This is a genomic window from Vibrio sp. Vb1755, assembly GCF_033338635.1.
Classification (GTDB): Bacteria; Pseudomonadota; Gammaproteobacteria; order Enterobacterales; family Vibrionaceae; genus Vibrio; species Vibrio alginolyticus.
The window spans coordinates 14,578-29,360 of record NZ_JAWOTA010000040.1; the positions used below are offsets into that span (position 1 = coordinate 14,578).

Genomic DNA, 14,783 nt, shown 5'->3' on the forward strand with positions numbered 1-14,783 from the left:
TAACACGCTCTCAAGAGAGCAAAATGGTTAACCTTTGTAACCAGTGGCTACGACGAAGACCTCTCGAGAGCGAGCTCGCGATGAGTCTGGTTTTCTAATTTTTACGGCTTTAAACATGTCTCGGACTTCTTTCACATACTGATCGAAGCCTTCCCCTTGGAAAACCTTTACGACAAAGCTACCATTAGGCGCTAGAACTTGTCGACACATATCTAAAGCTAATTCAACTAAATACATAGCGCGAGGTTGATCAACAGAATTGTTTCCAGCAATGTTAGGCGCCATATCAGACATTACTACGTCTACCATGGAAGGTTGGATCCTTTCTAGCAAAGCTTCCAATACCGCATCATCACGAAAGTCGCCTTGTAAAAAGCTAACGCCAGCAATCGGGTCCATAGGAAGCAAGTCACACGCGATGATCTGACCACTGTCCCCTACTATCTTAGCAGCATATTGAGACCATCCGCCCGGCGCAGCCCCCAAGTCGACGACTGTCATTCCAGGCTTTAACAATTTATCTTTCGTTTGAATCTCATCGATCTTGAAATAAGCACGTGAGCGGTAGCCTTTTTTTCGGGCTTCATTCGCGTATTTATCATCAAAGTGTTCTTTCAACCAACGACCAGAACTAGCCGAATGTTTTTGTTTACTCATTTTAATCCCAACAAGGCACAAATTGGAGCTATTGTTTTAATAGGCGCTACCTATTACTCAATAAATTATAGTCTTCAGCAATAGATGGCGTTAAAATAGCTTTTTTCAACCCTTATTTTAAAGAAAATTGGCCGCGTAATGAACCTAAGCACCAAACAAAAGCAGCACCTTAAAGGCCTAGCTCACAGTTTAAAACCTGTTGTGCTAATGGGCGCAAATGGACTTACAGAAGCCGTGCTAGCAGAAATTGAAATCGCTCTTAACCATCACGAACTTATCAAAGTAAAAGTTGCTTCGGAAGATCGTGAAACAAAACAGCTAATCATCGACGCTATCGTACGTGAGACGGGCGCTGAAAAAGTTCAGACTATTGGTAAAGTGCTTGTGCTATACCGCCAGTCTGAAGAGCGTAAAATCGAAATCCCTCGTAAGTAACTCTACTTACGTTGCTGAAGAAAAAAGGTCGCCTGAGGCGACCTTTTTGCGTTTTATCAGGGCAGTAATGCTACTCCAAACGACCTAGATATATTCTACTCGGTCAATTTCGAAGTCTTTCGCGCCACCCGGAGTTTGAATAGCAACTTCATCGCCTTCCATCTTGCCAATCAGGCCACGAGCAATAGGTGAGCTCACTGAAATGCGACCTGCTTTGATATCGGCTTCGTCATCACCAACGATTTGGTACGTTTTTTCTTCTTCGGTGTCGATATCAATCAAGGTTACGGTTGAACCAAAAATAACTTTACCCGTGTTCTCCATCTTCGTTACATCAATAACTTGAGCAACTGACAGTTTGTATTCAATGTCACGGATTTGTGCTTCACAAATGCCCTGCTCTTCACGAGCGGCGTGATATTCAGCATTCTCTTTTAAATCACCTAGCTCACGAGCTTCAGCAATTGCCTCTGAGATCTGAGGACGTAGTTTAAGTAGACGATCGAGTTCTGCACGTAGCTTTTGCTCGCCACGTAGTGTCATTGGAACTTTTTCCATTTTATAACCTCAAGCCCAAATGGGTCTTTGGACAAAAAAAAGCCCACCCTGTCATAGGACTGGGTAGTGCGCTTAAAGATGTATTTCGTTTAGTGTAAACAAACTCCCGGACGAAATCATCTTAATTCGAAAGACAGCAAGACTATGCCTTTTCGGCATAATGATATAACTCACTTTTAGAGCGGTTCTAGGGCGAATCACCTTCTCAATTTATTGAAAAACAACACTGTTCATTACACCAAAAACCTCAAAAAAGATAAAAACTAATCAATGTCAGGCCAATGTCATTGCCAATAATTTCAATCAAAAACAGTAATTTAAATAAAAACAACGCACAATTGAACAGTGTTCATCAGTGGGATTTATATCATTTTACTAACTCATACGGAAACTTTAGCAGTAAAACATGTCCAGCGAGTTGTTAGATCAATGGCTTACAAGTGCGAACTATATCGCTCAATTAGCCAATTTTGGACCAACAACTTGTGAGAGATCACCTCTCCCCCATACAACAATGATTATGGACAGCTAACTAGGACAAATAAGATGAAAAAGACTCTAATTGCTCTTTCTGTATCTGCAGCAGCTATGGCAACTGGCGTAAACGCAGCTGAACTTTACAACCAAGACGGTACTTCTCTAGAAATGGGCGGCCGTGCTGAAGCACGTCTATCTATGAAAGATGGCGACGCTCAAGACAAATCTCGCATCCGTCTAAACTTCCTTGGTAAACAAGAAATCAATGACAACCTATACGGTGTTGGTTTCTGGGAAGGTGAATTTGAGACTGCTCAAAACGGTACTGTAGACGGCGACGACAAGAGCGATCTAGAAACTCGTCTTGCTTACGCTGGTCTTGGCGGTGCTTACGGTGAGTTCGCATACGGTAAAACTGAAGGTGCACTAGGCGTTATCACTGACTTCACAGATATCATGGCTTACCACGGTAACTCTGCAGCAGACAAACTAGCTGTATCAGACCGTACAGACAACATGATGGCTTACAAAGGCCAGTTTGAAAATCTAAGCGTAAAAGCAAGCTACCGCTTCGCTGATCGTATGGAAAACAAAAACACTGGTGAGTACTACGACAACAAACAAGACGGTTACTCTCTATCTGCAATCTACGCTCTAGCTGACACTGGTCTTGAGCTAGGTGCTGGTTACGCAGATCAAGACAAAGCTAACGAGTACATGCTAGCTGCATCTTACACAATGTCTGATCTTTACTTCGCTGGTGTATTCACTGACGGCGAGAAAATGGAAGATTCAAACAACAGTAACACAGTTGATTACACTGGTTACGAGCTAGCGGGTGCTTACACTCTAGGCCAAACAGTATTTACAACATCATACAACAATGCAGAAACTAACAACGAAACTTCTGCAAACAACTTCGCTGTTGATGCTTCTTACTACTTCAAGCCTAACTTCCGTGGTTACATTTCTTACAACTTCAACCTGATTGATGCAGGTGACAAGTTTGGTTCAACTGACACGAGCAAAACAGTTGCAACTAAGATCGATGCTGAAGACGAGCTAGCTCTAGGTCTACGTTACGACTTCTAATTCCGGTCTTTGACTAGAATATCGAATGCCCGCTTTAAGCGGGCATTTTTTATACTTCATTTTAAGCAGCGCGCCTTTCTCTCGTGTCTCATTCATGAAGACATTTGAAGCATTTCTTTAGTTACCTAGCATATTGAAAGGACTTGCGTATACTCAATCACATAACTCACCTTAGAAAGTATCATTATGCGTTTACGTTGGCCCTTGCTCATATTCTCTTCATTACTTTCTGCTTTTTCACAAGCGTACCCTCATCAAGAGGTGTTGCCTGAAGGCGCCCGCATCAGTTTAGTTGCGGAAAAACTCAGTGAAAATGCTGAGCTTGACGGTGTTCATCCTACCGAACAACTGTTCCCACCAGCGAGTACATTAAAAATCGTCACCGCATTAGCCGCAAAGCTAGAACTGGGTGATAATTTCCGGTTTCGAACCAAGCTGGAAACGTCGAACTCAGATGCAGTGATTTACTTTGTCGGCGACCCAACACTCCAAACCAACGACTTAAAATCACTTCTCACTCTAGCTAAGAAAAATGGCTTAAAACGGATTAACGGTGACCTATGGCTCGATAACAGCGCATTCACTGGTTATAACCGTGCGGTGGGCTGGCCGTGGGATATCTTGGGAGTTTGCTACAGCGCTCCGGCATCGACCATCACACTCAATAACAACTGTGTACAAGCCTCTATCTATACACAAAAAGATGGTGGAACGCGGGTCTACGTACCAGAGCATCAACCTATTCGTGTCACAAGTACCGTAGAAACAGTTTCTAAAACCATTAAGAAAAGTCGTCATTGTGACTTAGGTTTAGTTGCAAATCCCGATAACAACTACAAGCTAACAGGGTGCTTGGTTGAAAGAGACAAACCATTGCCACTGAAATTTGCGGTTCAAGACCCTGAGCGTTACACCAGTCAAAGGTTGGCGGCTTTGCTCAAGGAGCTCAACATTGGGGTATCGGGAAAGATTAGGGTCGGTACGGCGCCAGAAAAGCAGCGAAAGCTCATCGCAATGCATCAATCAAAAGCCTTACCAGACATTCTCGAAGATATGCTCAAAAACTCTGACAACTTAATTGCCGACACATTAACCAAAACACTTGGCGCTAAATTTTTCGTTCAGCCAGGCAGTTTTACTAACGGGACAGAAGCGATCAAGCAGATCATTTTCGCCAACACTGGTATTGATATTCGTAATGCGCGCCTAGAAGACGGCTCAGGACTTTCGCGAAATAACCGGATCTCCGCGACCAAGATGGCTGAAATGCTGCGCTATATTTGGAAGCATGAAAACGAACTCAAATTGATTGCCATCATGCCGAAATCAGGTGAATCCGGCACATTAAAGTACCGACAAAGTATGCGAAAACTTCCAATTAAAGGACAGCTGATCGCGAAAAGTGGCTCTATCTACGGGACTTACAATATGGCTGGATATGGCTTGGATAAAAATGGTCAACCTAACACCATTTTTGTTCAGTTTGTTTCAGACTACTTCCCAGAAAAACGGGACGACAACACACCTGTCATCGCCCCGATTACACATTTTGAGCAGCTTTTTTACAATGACATTGTGAACTTTAGTCAGGCAATACCTAAGAAATAGTTCACCACGTTAAAGTAAATCCACATTCCTGAAATATCGACGATAGACGCAAGAACTGGACTCACCAATACGGCTGGGTCCAACTTGCAAGCTCGTGCAATAATTGGCAACAGCCCGCCCAATGTTGTAGAAATGGTGACTTGAATGAACAGCGCAACTGCTATTGCCAGTGCGATATCGGTCAGTTCAAAGCCTCCTGTTGATTGTCCTGCACTAAATAACATAATGCGTCCAATCATCACGATAGCGATCGCTAGCGCAATAAATAGAGCGACTCGGCTCTCTTTCCACAAAACTTCTAACCATTGGCGTTTTTTTAACTCTCCAGTAGCAAGAGCACGAATCACCAAAGTTGCTGCTTGTGTTCCTGTGTTACCACCAGCAGCTGCAATCACTGGCATGTACACTGCAAGTAAAACAAGCTGACTAAGGGTGTCCTCATACTGAGCGATGATCAAGCCTGACACTATCCCTAAAAGAGCCAGCGCAATGATCCATCCAATACGCTGTTTTACATGCCCTAAAACACTAGTTGATAAATAACCATCGGGTGTATCAACTTCAGACATATGCAGACCCAGTTGGTGAGCATAATGACGTGCGCGTTTGTCATGACCTGCTTGCTCAAGTTGAGCAATAAGACTATTCACATAGCCGACAGAGCAATGCTGTAAAATACCTACAGCCTCATCAATCGGCATAACCGTAAGCAAATGGACTTGTTGCTCTTGCTCGTACTGCAAGAATGCATTGCGAGCTGCACCAATTTCTACTTCAGAAAAGTTTGGTGTTGTTTCAATAAAAGTGTTGTTCATTACCGTCATGGCGAATCTCCCGATTGGCATTGGTAACGACCATCGACAAAGCATGAAAAGCCACTCTTGCACGCTAAAAGTCAGACAACAATTAAGATGCACAGAGAAAACCAATGCGAATGCACTGTCTATTCAGAATGTATGAAGGAAATAACGAGAAGAAAATTAGAAAAGATGCCTCACCACTTAGGTAAGGCGGAGATCGCCAATACCGAAGCGGGTTATTTCGCTCCCTTAATCTTACTCACCCAACGACTGGGAGGATGGTCGGTATTGTTCATGTAAATCTCCGATAGCGCTGCCATTATTGGCAGCGCAAGTATAGTAGCAAAGTTCATCAGGTATGGAAGTTTTACTTTGCCGTTTTTGCTAAATTTTCATACAAAAAAAGCGCCCTTCGGACGCTTTCATTTGCAGTCATTATGAATTACTGAATAGTAATACGAGCAAATTTACGTTTGCCTACTTGGAACACGTAAGTACCCGCTTCTGGAGCAAATTTGCTGTCCGCAATTTTTTCACCATCAATCTTCACAGCGCCCTGCTTAACCATGCGCATCGCATCTGACGATGATGGACATAATCCTGCTTCTTTCAACAGATTACTCACTGGGCGACCTGCGTCAAAGTCAAACTCTGGCATTTCATCAGGAATTTGGTTCTTCGCAAAACGGTTTACGAATTCTTGCTCTGCTGCATCGGCATCGGCTTCACTGTGGAAACGAGCAATAATTTCTTTTGCTAGCAATACTTTGATGTCACGAGGGTTTTTGCCCGCTTCTACATCAGCTTTGAATTGAGCAATCTCTTCCAGAGGACGGAAAGAGAGCAGCTCGTAGTAGCTCCACATTAGGTCATCAGAAATAGACATGATTTTACCAAACATTTCGCTTGGCGCTTCGCTGATACCGATGTAGTTGTTTGCTGACTTAGACATCTTCTTCTCGCCATCAAGGCCCACTAGAAGCGGCATCATCAGTACAACCTGAGGTTTTTGACCGTGAGACTTTTGCAGTTCACGACCCATTAGAAGGTTGAACTTCTGGTCTGTACCACCTAATTCAACATCCGTTTCCATTGCTACTGAGTCCCAACCTTGTAGAAGTGGGTACATGAACTCATGAATAGCAATTGGCTGACCACCCGCGTAACGCTTTTTAAAGTCGTCACGCTCTAGCATACGAGCAACGGTTTGGTTTGCCGCAAGGCGAATCATACCTTCTGCGCCCAGTTCAGACAGCCACTCAGAGTTAAACTGAATTTTAGTCTTTGCAGGATCGAGAATTTTGAACACTTGCTCTTTGTACGTTTCAGCGTTACGCAATACGTCTTCACGACTTAGCGGTGGACGAGTTGTGTTTTTACCTGTTGGGTCACCAACCATTGCAGTGAAGTCACCGATTAGGAACGTCACTTCATGACCTAGTTCTTGGAACAAGCGAAGCTTATTGAAAATAACCGTATGGCCTAGGTGAATGTCAGGTGCTGTTGGATCAGCGCCCAATTTAATACGTAGAGGACGGTCTTCTTTTAGTTTTGCGATTAGCTCTTCTTCTGGAATCAGCTCTTCAACACCGCGCTTAATCTCGGCTAGTGCAGCTTCAATGCTCGCCATTCTTGTTCACTCCCACAGATTTGGCAAAAATATAATAGCTGAACATATTACTTGAATAGCGATGCATTTTGAAACACGTTAGACTAGGTAGTTGTCACTTTTTCCGTTTAATTTAGCAATCAAGTACCTCATGCATTCGATTTTTGTCCGACTTCCACTCTTGCACAAAGTATTGATCGGTTTTTTTAGTGCGCTGATTATCTTCGCGCTCTTCTTTTTACCTGATCCGCAAGACCTAGACCCGCAGCAGAGCCGATTAAAAGTTGGTCAACATTATCCTGTGCCAGTTTCCCTCGAACTCAGTGCACTAAATAGTTCATCGCCTGCGGTTCCCGCCGTGCTGCGCTGGGAGACATACAAGGTAAAAAATGGCGAGAGTGCTGCCATCTTATTTAGTCGCGTAGGGCTTTCCGCTCGTCTATTACATGAACTGGTGTCATCAGATAAAGAAGTGGAAAAACAGTTAACTCGGCTTCGACCTGGTGACCGATTGCAATTTGGTTTTGACGAAAATAACGACTTGGTGCAGCTAAGAAGAACACTAAGCGCGTTCGAGACTTTTCGTATCACATTAAAAGACGGCAAGTACGTTTCTGAAGTTGATAAGAAAGAAGTCGACTTCCAGTACAACTACGCAGAAGCCACCATCAAATCAAACTTTTGGAATGCAGGAATATCTTCTGGATTAAATGGTAACCAAATCATGGAACTGGCTGGCATATTTGGTTGGGACATCGACTTTGCTTTAGATATTCGTAAAAACGATAGCTTCCGAGTACTTTACCAAGAGGAAGTGGTAGAAGGAGAAGTAATCGGCCGTGGAAAAATCATTGCTGCGATCTTTAAAAACCAAGGCGATACCTTTACCGCAATATTGGATCAGAAAAGTGGCAAGTATTACGACGAAAATGGGCGTGCAATGAAAAAAGCATTCTTACGCGCGCCGTTGGATTTCCGTCGAGTTTCGTCTAACTTCAACCCACGCCGCTTACATCCAGTGACGGGACGCGTTCGTCCTCATAGAGGCACGGACTATGCAGCACCAGTGGGCACCCCGATTTGGGCGGCTGGTGATGGTGTCGTTCAAAAATCGTCTTACAACAAATTTAATGGTAACTACGTTTTCATTAAACATAGTAATACTTACATTACCAAGTACCTGCACTTAACCAAACGTACTGTACGAGCTGGTCAACGCGTTAAGCAAGGCCAAACCATCGGTACGCTTGGCGGAACTGGCCGTGTAACTGGCCCTCACCTGCACTATGAGTTCCTTGTGAATGGTGTCCATAAAAACCCGCGCACGGTGAATTTGCCACAATCTAAATCCCTGACAGGAAAAGCGAGACAAACTTTCATGGCAAACGCGAAAGTTAGCATGGACAAGCTTGAACGCTACAGCAAACTGTTAGCAATGAAGTAAGGCAAGGTATTGAAAAGGGCAGCTTCGCTGCCCTTTTTGTTTTGTCGATATCATCACGATAAAGCTTACTGCTCGGGGTGATGCTCTCTCCCGAGCATAAGCAAACACGGGGTCAGAACCAACGTTAGCAAAGTCGCAAACGCCAAACCACCCGCGACAGCGGTCGCAAGCTGAGACCACCATTGAGTGCTTGGTGCGCCAAACTCCACTTTCTGATTAACTAAGTCGATGTTCATTTCTAACACCATTGGCAATAAGCCTAATATGGTGGTCACCGTCGTGAGTAAAACGGGTCTTAAACGCTGCACACCCGTACGCAAAATAGCCTCAGGTTTTTCTAAACCACGTTTACGCATCTGATTATAAGTATCGATTAAAACAATATTGTTGTTTACCACGATACCAGCCAACGCAATCACTCCAATTCCCGACATAATGATGCCAAATGGCTTTTGGAAAATAAGTAACCCAGCGAAGACACCAACAGTAGAAAACAGCACTGCACTAAGGATTAAGAAAGCTTGATAAAAGCTATTAAACTGCGTAATTAAAATCAAAGCCATCACACCAAGCGCGACAATAAAAGCATTTTGCAAGAATGCTGATGAGTTTTCCTGCTCTTCATTTTGACCCCGAATTTTATATTCAATGCCTTCCGGTAAGTCGAGCTGTTCCATTCCAGCGGCAATCTTAGGTAACTCAAGCGCCAAATTGTAACCTTCCACCATATCCGCTTTAATATTGATAACTCGATGACCGTCGACCCGACGAATAGTGTCTTGCTTATGATCTGGTTTGATTTGAGCAAAATTCGTAATCGGTACCAGACCAGCTGCCGTTTTCACTCTCAGTTGATCAAATCGACCTATGTCGCGCTTATCTTGCGGATAGCGCACCAAAATATCGACTTCTTCATCCGCATCATCGGGCAAATAATCGCCTATTTTCAAACCGTTCGTAACAAACTGGACGGTATTCCCGACTAAAGTAGCATCCGCTGCAAAGCGAGAGGCGTCATCTCGCTGGATATCAATTTGCCAATCAATCCCTTCCTTATTAGTGGTATCACTCAAGTTGGTCAGTGCAGGATTACCATCAGCCCAATGTCGTACTTTTTTGGCTGCTTCATCTAACACACTAACACTCAAATTTCGTGATGACACTTCAATCACGAGATCATGCTCGACAGGCGGTCCTGCGTCCGGGAATTTATACTCAAGTTCAACACCATAAAAGCGGTCTGTCGTCTCTTTTAGTTCCTCAATAATGGTTTTCACTTTGCGTCGATACTGCCAATCCACAGGCGTTATTTGAATCTGGCCAATCTCGTCCCCATTATCGCTCGATCCTGTGCGCGTGTAGACACTTTCAAACTCGTCATGACCGAGCATCACCTTCTCGATTTCGCGCATAACAACATCTTTTTCGTAAATAGACAGGTCACCATAAGAACGAACTTTAACGGTAAAAAAGGCAGGGTCCACCTCAGGGAAAAACTCTGCACCCAAGCCAGCTTTGTTGTAAGTGAAGCCGACACCTGCCGCTAGCAGTATCGCACTGAGTAAGACCTTCCATGGATGACGAATCGCTACCGACAGAGTCTGGTAATAAAGCTTGGTAATGCCAGTCGCTTTTTCAAAGTTGCCGTTATGCAGCTCCACCATTTCTCGCTGAGCTTTCTGATTGACTACTTGAGGCTTGCCAATGATCCCACCGATGACAGGAACGAACAATAAAGCCATCATCAGCGAAGCGGCCAAGGTAGCAATTAAAGTAAGTGGTAAGTACTTCATGAACTCACCAGTGATGTCTGGCCAGAAAAGTAACGGAGCAAACGCAGCCAATGTGGTTGCTGTGGATGCGGTAATAGGCCAGGCCATTCGCTTTGCTGCATCTCGATAGGCTTCTTTACGTGGCGTTCCTTCTTGCATGCGCCGATCTGCAAACTCTGTCACCACAATGGCACCATCCACCAACATGCCTACCGCCATAATTAAAGCAAACAGTACGACGATATTGACCGTCAGCCCAAATACCGATAACACCAACAACCCAGTCAAGAACGATCCTGGAATAGAAATCCCCACGAGAAGCGCGGTCCTAACCCCCAATATGGCAATAATGACGATAACTACGAGGATAATTGCGGATAAGATATTGTTTTGTAGATCACTGAGCATCAATTTGACATCGTCGGATTGATCCCAAGTGTATTTAACTTGCAAATTGTCGGGCCACTCGGCGCGCTTCTGTCCCTGATCCAGTACTTCTTTTACCAGCTCAACCGTTTCAATGATGTTTTCCCCTGCCCGTTTTTTTACGTCCAAAACGATGGCAGATTCGCCATCTAAACGAGCAAAACTTTCAGGATCGCGAAATGCACGTCGTACTGTCGCCACATCGCCAAAAGTGATCACCTCTTTGCCATTCACCTTGATCGGTAGTTCAAGCACATCTTTCAGTGAATCAAAAACCGATGGGACTTTTACCGAAAAGCGTCCATACCCAGTATCGACAAACCCCGCTGCCACAACTCGGTTATTCAAGGCGATTAAATTATAGATATCCGCTTGATCAAGACCGTAGCTTTCCATCAATAGCGGATCGACAACTATCTCCACGATGTCTTCGCGATCTCCTGCGATTTCAACCTCAAGAATCTGACGGAAACTTTCCAAACGATCACGTAACGTTCTGGCAATCTGAACAATGGTTCGCTCTGGTACGGTGCCATAGAGCACAACGGTCAAAACAGGCTCTTCAGATGCAAACGTGACTTCGTTTACCGTCGGCTCATCACTGTCCTCTGGTAACTTTGGCTTCGCAAGATCAACCGCATCACGCACATCTGCCATCGCTTTATCAAGATCCACTCCGACACTAAATTCCAGCGTCACCGAAGCATGACCTTCTGATGCCACAGAGGTCATCTCTTTTACGCCTTCAATTGAACGCAGCTCTTGCTCTATTGGCCGAACTAATAAACGTTCGGCATCGACAGGAGAAATGCCTTGATGTCCAACAGAAACATAAATGATCGGAATGGTAATATCAGGGCTCGATTCCTTGGGGATTGTGACGTAAGTAATGACACCAGCAATTAATATCATCACCAACAATGTCAGCATAGTGCGAGCGCGAGATAACGCAGCATCAATCAGAGTGTACATAGGTGCTCCTTACTGCTCATTAGCCGCTTCAATAACTACGTCATCAACTTTATTGGCCAGTACTTGATCACCATCTCGCACAAAACCTTGTCCCAGCACGATAATGTCTGCACGCTCTCCTAACCCAGAGAGCCACACACCATCATCCTCGGCCTTAACGAGTTGAATTGGAACAAACTCAACATACTCATTACGCAGTGTCTTGACACCTAAGTTACCTTCTTCATCTAGTGCTAACATGGCAGCCGTAATCTTTACTGCCAACACTTCACTCAAAGGCAGCTGTACTTCTGCGCTCATACCGGCAGGAATTCTTGCGTCTTGATTATCAATTTCGATTTCAATTGGAAATGTATTAGTAGAAGCAGAAGAAACACGTCCAATGTAGCGCACACGACCTTGATGATGCTGTTGGTTAATGGTTCTTACGTCGGCTTCTAGGCCTTCCTTAAGGTATTGTATATGCCGTTCACTGACATCGGCTTCAATCACTAAAGTATCCAAATCAATGACCGTCGCAATAGGATCGCCAATCCCGACAAAATCACCTAACTCAACAAAGTGGTGATCTACGATGCCATCAAATGGCGCTTTAACCTCAGTATTTCTTAAAGCCGTTTGCACGTTACTCAAATTCGCACGTGCATCTACCAACGCTGCTTGCGCTGTCGCAAATGCAACCTCACCTTGCAGTCCACGACTTTTTAGCGATTTAGCTGCATTAAACTCTTTCTCTTTAACCAACAGCATCGCCTGGGCCCGTTTAAGTTGAATGCCAAGGTCGCGCTTATCGATGTTTGCGATCACTTGTCCCTGTTTGACCGCTTGGCCTTTCTTTATGTTAAGACTGACTATTTTACCGGCAACTTCGGCGCCAAGACGCGCTTGACGATTGGGCGCTGTTCGTCCATACAATTCAATGGTTTTACTGGTAGGTTCGGCAAGAAAAGTATCAAACATCACCTTTGCAAGTGGTGTCGTGTTCGTGGATGTTGAAGAGTTAGGATGATCATCTTGTGCTTTGAGTTGGCCGATGGTTAGCCACGCAACAAGAAGTAAGACGAGGATAAGAGATACTAGCCAAGGGCGCTCGACAATTCGGCGTCCAAAAGAAAGTCCAGACATATAAAGTCCTTTTTATTATTTCTCTGCATATCTGCGAGCGTGTGCTTTACGTGACATCCTTCTACATAAAGCACAGGCAGCCATTAGCTGCCTGTTAGGTGTTAATTACACACTGAACGATGCACCACAACCACATGTTGTCGTTGCATTTGGATTATTTACGAAGAAGCGCGCTCCTTCCAACCCTTCTGTGTAGTCAACAATACCGCCAACGAGATATTGCAGACTCATAGGGTCTACAACCAGTGTTACACCACTGTTTACGATTGTCGTATCGCCTTCGTTTACATTTTCATCAAAAGTAAAGCCGTATTGGAAGCCGCTGCAGCCGCCGCCAGTAATGTATACGCGCAGTTTCAATGCTGGGTTTTCTTCTTCAGCAATCAATGCTTTAACGCGAGATGCTGCTGCGTCAGAAAAAGATAATGGTACGTTTACTTCGCTCACGAAGACCTCTCTCACTCGTGTAATGCGTCAAGCCTGAAGCAAGACGTCAAATTTGTGCTAATTGAGACGATTATCCAATACCTGACAAACTCGTTCAAGTATTCGCCGCCGATTCTTTATAACAGATGCGGATATATAAGATTACACTGCGAAACAACACATAAATTAAGCAAAACGTTTCTAACTTGATTATAGCTAGGTACAATGCGCTCCACTTGGTCCGAGCAATCAAAAGAGGATAACCCCATGACCAAATCATCAGAGCTGTATCAAAAAGCTCAGCAAACCATCCCTGGCGGTGTCAATTCACCAGTTCGTGCATTCAACGGCGTTGGCGGCTCTCCGCTATTTATCGAACGAGCAGACGGTCCACTGATTTTTGATGCCGATGGTAAAGCGTATATTGATTACGTTGGCTCTTGGGGTCCAATGATTCTTGGCCACAACCACGCGGTTATCCGCGAAGCAGTAATTGATGCAGCGCAACGCGGTCTTAGCTTCGGTGCGCCAACAGAACTTGAAATCGCGATGGCAGAATTAGTTTCTGAGCTTGTTCCATCAATGGAGCAAATCCGCATGGTAAGTTCTGGTACTGAAGCTACTATGAGCGCGATTCGCCTTGCACGTGGCTTCACCGGTCGCGACAAGATCATGAAATTTGAAGGTTGTTACCACGGCCACGCTGACAGCTTGCTAGTAAAAGCAGGTTCTGGAGCACTAACTCTAGGCCAACCAAGCTCTCCTGGCGTTCCTGCAGATTTTGCTAAGCACACGCTAACAGCAACATTCAACGACCTAGATTCTGTACGCGAGCTATTTGCTGCTAACAAAGGCGAAATTGCTTGTATCATCGTTGAGCCAGTAGCAGGCAACATGAACTGTATTCCACCAGTGGAAGGCTTCCACGAAGGGCTACGTGAAATCTGTGATCAAGAAGGCGCGCTACTAATTTTTGATGAAGTAATGACAGGCTTCCGTGTTGCTCTAGGCGGCGCGCAAGCACACTACAACATCAAACCCGACCTAACGACACTGGGTAAAGTGATTGGTGGCGGTATGCCAGTAGGTGCTTTCGGTGGCCGTAAAGAAGTGATGCAATACGTTGCACCTACAGGCCCAGTTTACCAAGCTGGTACCCTTTCCGGTAACCCTGTCGCAATGGCAGCAGGCTACGCATGTTTGAACCTTCTAAAAGAAGAAGGCAACGAAAAGCGCCTAGCTTCTAAAACGAAACAACTTGCTGAAGGTTTTAAGTCTCTAGCAGAAAAACACGGTATTCCGCTAGTTGTTAACCAAGTGGGCGGTATGTTCGGCTTCTTCTTCACTGACCAAGAAAAAGTAACTTGCTACGAAGACGTAAC

12 protein-coding genes are annotated in these 14,783 nt (G+C 44.7%); 5 read left to right on the forward strand and 7 right to left on the reverse strand.

The window, feature by feature from the left end:
* Positions 1 to 27: 27 nt before the first annotated feature.
* The gene (gene rlmE, locus R7E00_RS21485) at positions 28 to 657 is read right to left on the reverse strand and encodes a 23S rRNA (uridine(2552)-2'-O)-methyltransferase RlmE (RefSeq protein WP_005388985.1); all 630 of its coding nucleotides are present in this window, start codon (positions 655 to 657) and stop codon (positions 28 to 30) included.
* Positions 658 to 795: 138 nt separating this feature from the next.
* Between rlmE and yhbY the strand changes: the two genes are divergently transcribed.
* Positions 796 to 1,092, forward strand: a complete 297-nt coding sequence (yhbY, locus tag R7E00_RS21490) for a ribosome assembly RNA-binding protein YhbY (RefSeq protein WP_005380066.1) — start codon at positions 796 to 798, stop codon at positions 1,090 to 1,092.
* A gap of 84 nt (positions 1,093 to 1,176) precedes the next feature.
* On the opposite strand, the gene greA is transcribed toward yhbY, so the two are convergent.
* The gene (greA, locus tag R7E00_RS21495; protein ID WP_005380065.1) at positions 1,177 to 1,650 is read right to left on the reverse strand and encodes a transcription elongation factor GreA; all 474 of its coding nucleotides are present in this window, start codon (positions 1,648 to 1,650) and stop codon (positions 1,177 to 1,179) included.
* Positions 1,651 to 2,196: 546 nt separating this feature from the next.
* Between greA and R7E00_RS21500 the strand changes: the two genes are divergently transcribed.
* The gene (locus R7E00_RS21500) at positions 2,197 to 3,219 is read left to right on the forward strand and encodes a porin (protein ID WP_005380064.1); all 1,023 of its coding nucleotides are present in this window, start codon (positions 2,197 to 2,199) and stop codon (positions 3,217 to 3,219) included.
* 186 nt (positions 3,220 to 3,405) lie between these two features.
* Positions 3,406 to 4,827 (forward strand): serine-type D-Ala-D-Ala carboxypeptidase, encoded by a 1,422-nt coding sequence (gene dacB, locus R7E00_RS21505; protein ID WP_086047024.1) that lies wholly within the window; start codon positions 3,406 to 3,408, stop codon positions 4,825 to 4,827.
* Here the strand turns inward: dacB and R7E00_RS21510 are convergent.
* Both R7E00_RS21510 and tyrS read right to left on the reverse strand, forming a co-directional pair.
* The gene (locus tag R7E00_RS21510) at positions 4,806 to 5,651 is read right to left on the reverse strand and encodes a magnesium transporter (protein WP_005380062.1); all 846 of its coding nucleotides are present in this window, start codon (positions 5,649 to 5,651) and stop codon (positions 4,806 to 4,808) included. The genes dacB and R7E00_RS21510 overlap by 22 nt on opposite strands.
* Positions 5,652 to 6,069: 418 nt before the next feature.
* Positions 6,070 to 7,257: a tyrosine--tRNA ligase gene (gene tyrS / locus R7E00_RS21515; RefSeq protein WP_017820416.1), complete on the reverse strand. Its 1,188-nt coding sequence runs from the start codon at positions 7,255 to 7,257 to the stop codon at positions 6,070 to 6,072.
* Positions 7,258 to 7,387: 130 nt separating this feature from the next.
* On the opposite strand from tyrS, the gene R7E00_RS21520 reads away from it, so the two are divergent.
* Positions 7,388 to 8,680 carry a peptidoglycan DD-metalloendopeptidase family protein gene (locus R7E00_RS21520; protein ID WP_033905576.1) on the forward strand — a complete coding sequence of 431 codons (1,293 nt, stop codon included), beginning with the start codon at positions 7,388 to 7,390 and terminating at the stop codon, positions 8,678 to 8,680.
* 65 nt (positions 8,681 to 8,745) lie between these two features.
* Here the strand turns inward: R7E00_RS21520 and vmeK are convergent, their stop codons facing one another.
* The 3 genes from vmeK to erpA all read right to left on the reverse strand — a co-directional run bounded on the left by vmeK (position 8,746) and on the right by erpA (position 13,422).
* Complete coding sequence (gene vmeK / locus R7E00_RS21525) at positions 8,746 to 11,850, reverse strand: multidrug efflux RND transporter permease subunit VmeK (RefSeq protein ID WP_258481800.1); 3,105 nt, start codon at positions 11,848 to 11,850, stop codon at positions 8,746 to 8,748.
* 9 nt (positions 11,851 to 11,859) lie between these two features.
* The gene (locus R7E00_RS21530) at positions 11,860 to 12,975 is read right to left on the reverse strand and encodes an efflux RND transporter periplasmic adaptor subunit (protein WP_054574824.1); all 1,116 of its coding nucleotides are present in this window, start codon (positions 12,973 to 12,975) and stop codon (positions 11,860 to 11,862) included.
* Between the two features lie 105 nt (positions 12,976 to 13,080).
* Positions 13,081 to 13,422, reverse strand: a complete 342-nt coding sequence (gene erpA, locus R7E00_RS21535; protein ID WP_005380031.1) for an iron-sulfur cluster insertion protein ErpA — start codon at positions 13,420 to 13,422, stop codon at positions 13,081 to 13,083.
* A gap of 246 nt (positions 13,423 to 13,668) precedes the next feature.
* Between erpA and hemL the strand changes: the two genes are divergently transcribed.
* The coding region (hemL, locus tag R7E00_RS21540; RefSeq protein WP_318124464.1) for a glutamate-1-semialdehyde 2,1-aminomutase at positions 13,669 to 14,783 on the forward strand (1,115 nt) is incomplete at its 3' end.

Bases quoted from the DNA above. Each gene is read 5' to 3' on its own strand.
- R7E00_RS21500 (WP_005380064.1), top strand. From the start codon at position 2,197: ATGAAAAAGACTCTAATTGCTCTTTCTGTATCTGCAGCAGCTATGGCA.
- R7E00_RS21530 (WP_054574824.1), bottom strand. From the start codon at position 12,975: ATGTCTGGACTTTCTTTTGGACGCCGAATTGTCGAGCGCCCTTGGCTA.
- yhbY (WP_005380066.1), top strand. From the start codon at position 796: ATGAACCTAAGCACCAAACAAAAGCAGCACCTTAAAGGCCTAGCTCAC.
- tyrS (WP_017820416.1), bottom strand. From the start codon at position 7,257: ATGGCGAGCATTGAAGCTGCACTAGCCGAGATTAAGCGCGGTGTTGAA.
- greA (WP_005380065.1), bottom strand. From the start codon at position 1,650: ATGGAAAAAGTTCCAATGACACTACGTGGCGAGCAAAAGCTACGTGCA.
- vmeK (WP_258481800.1), bottom strand. From the start codon at position 11,850: ATGTACACTCTGATTGATGCTGCGTTATCTCGCGCTCGCACTATGCTG.
- R7E00_RS21520 (WP_033905576.1), top strand. From the start codon at position 7,388: ATGCATTCGATTTTTGTCCGACTTCCACTCTTGCACAAAGTATTGATC.
- dacB (WP_086047024.1), top strand. From the start codon at position 3,406: ATGCGTTTACGTTGGCCCTTGCTCATATTCTCTTCATTACTTTCTGCT.
- rlmE (WP_005388985.1), bottom strand. From the start codon at position 657: ATGAGTAAACAAAAACATTCGGCTAGTTCTGGTCGTTGGTTGAAAGAA.
- R7E00_RS21510 (WP_005380062.1), bottom strand. From the start codon at position 5,651: ATGACGGTAATGAACAACACTTTTATTGAAACAACACCAAACTTTTCT.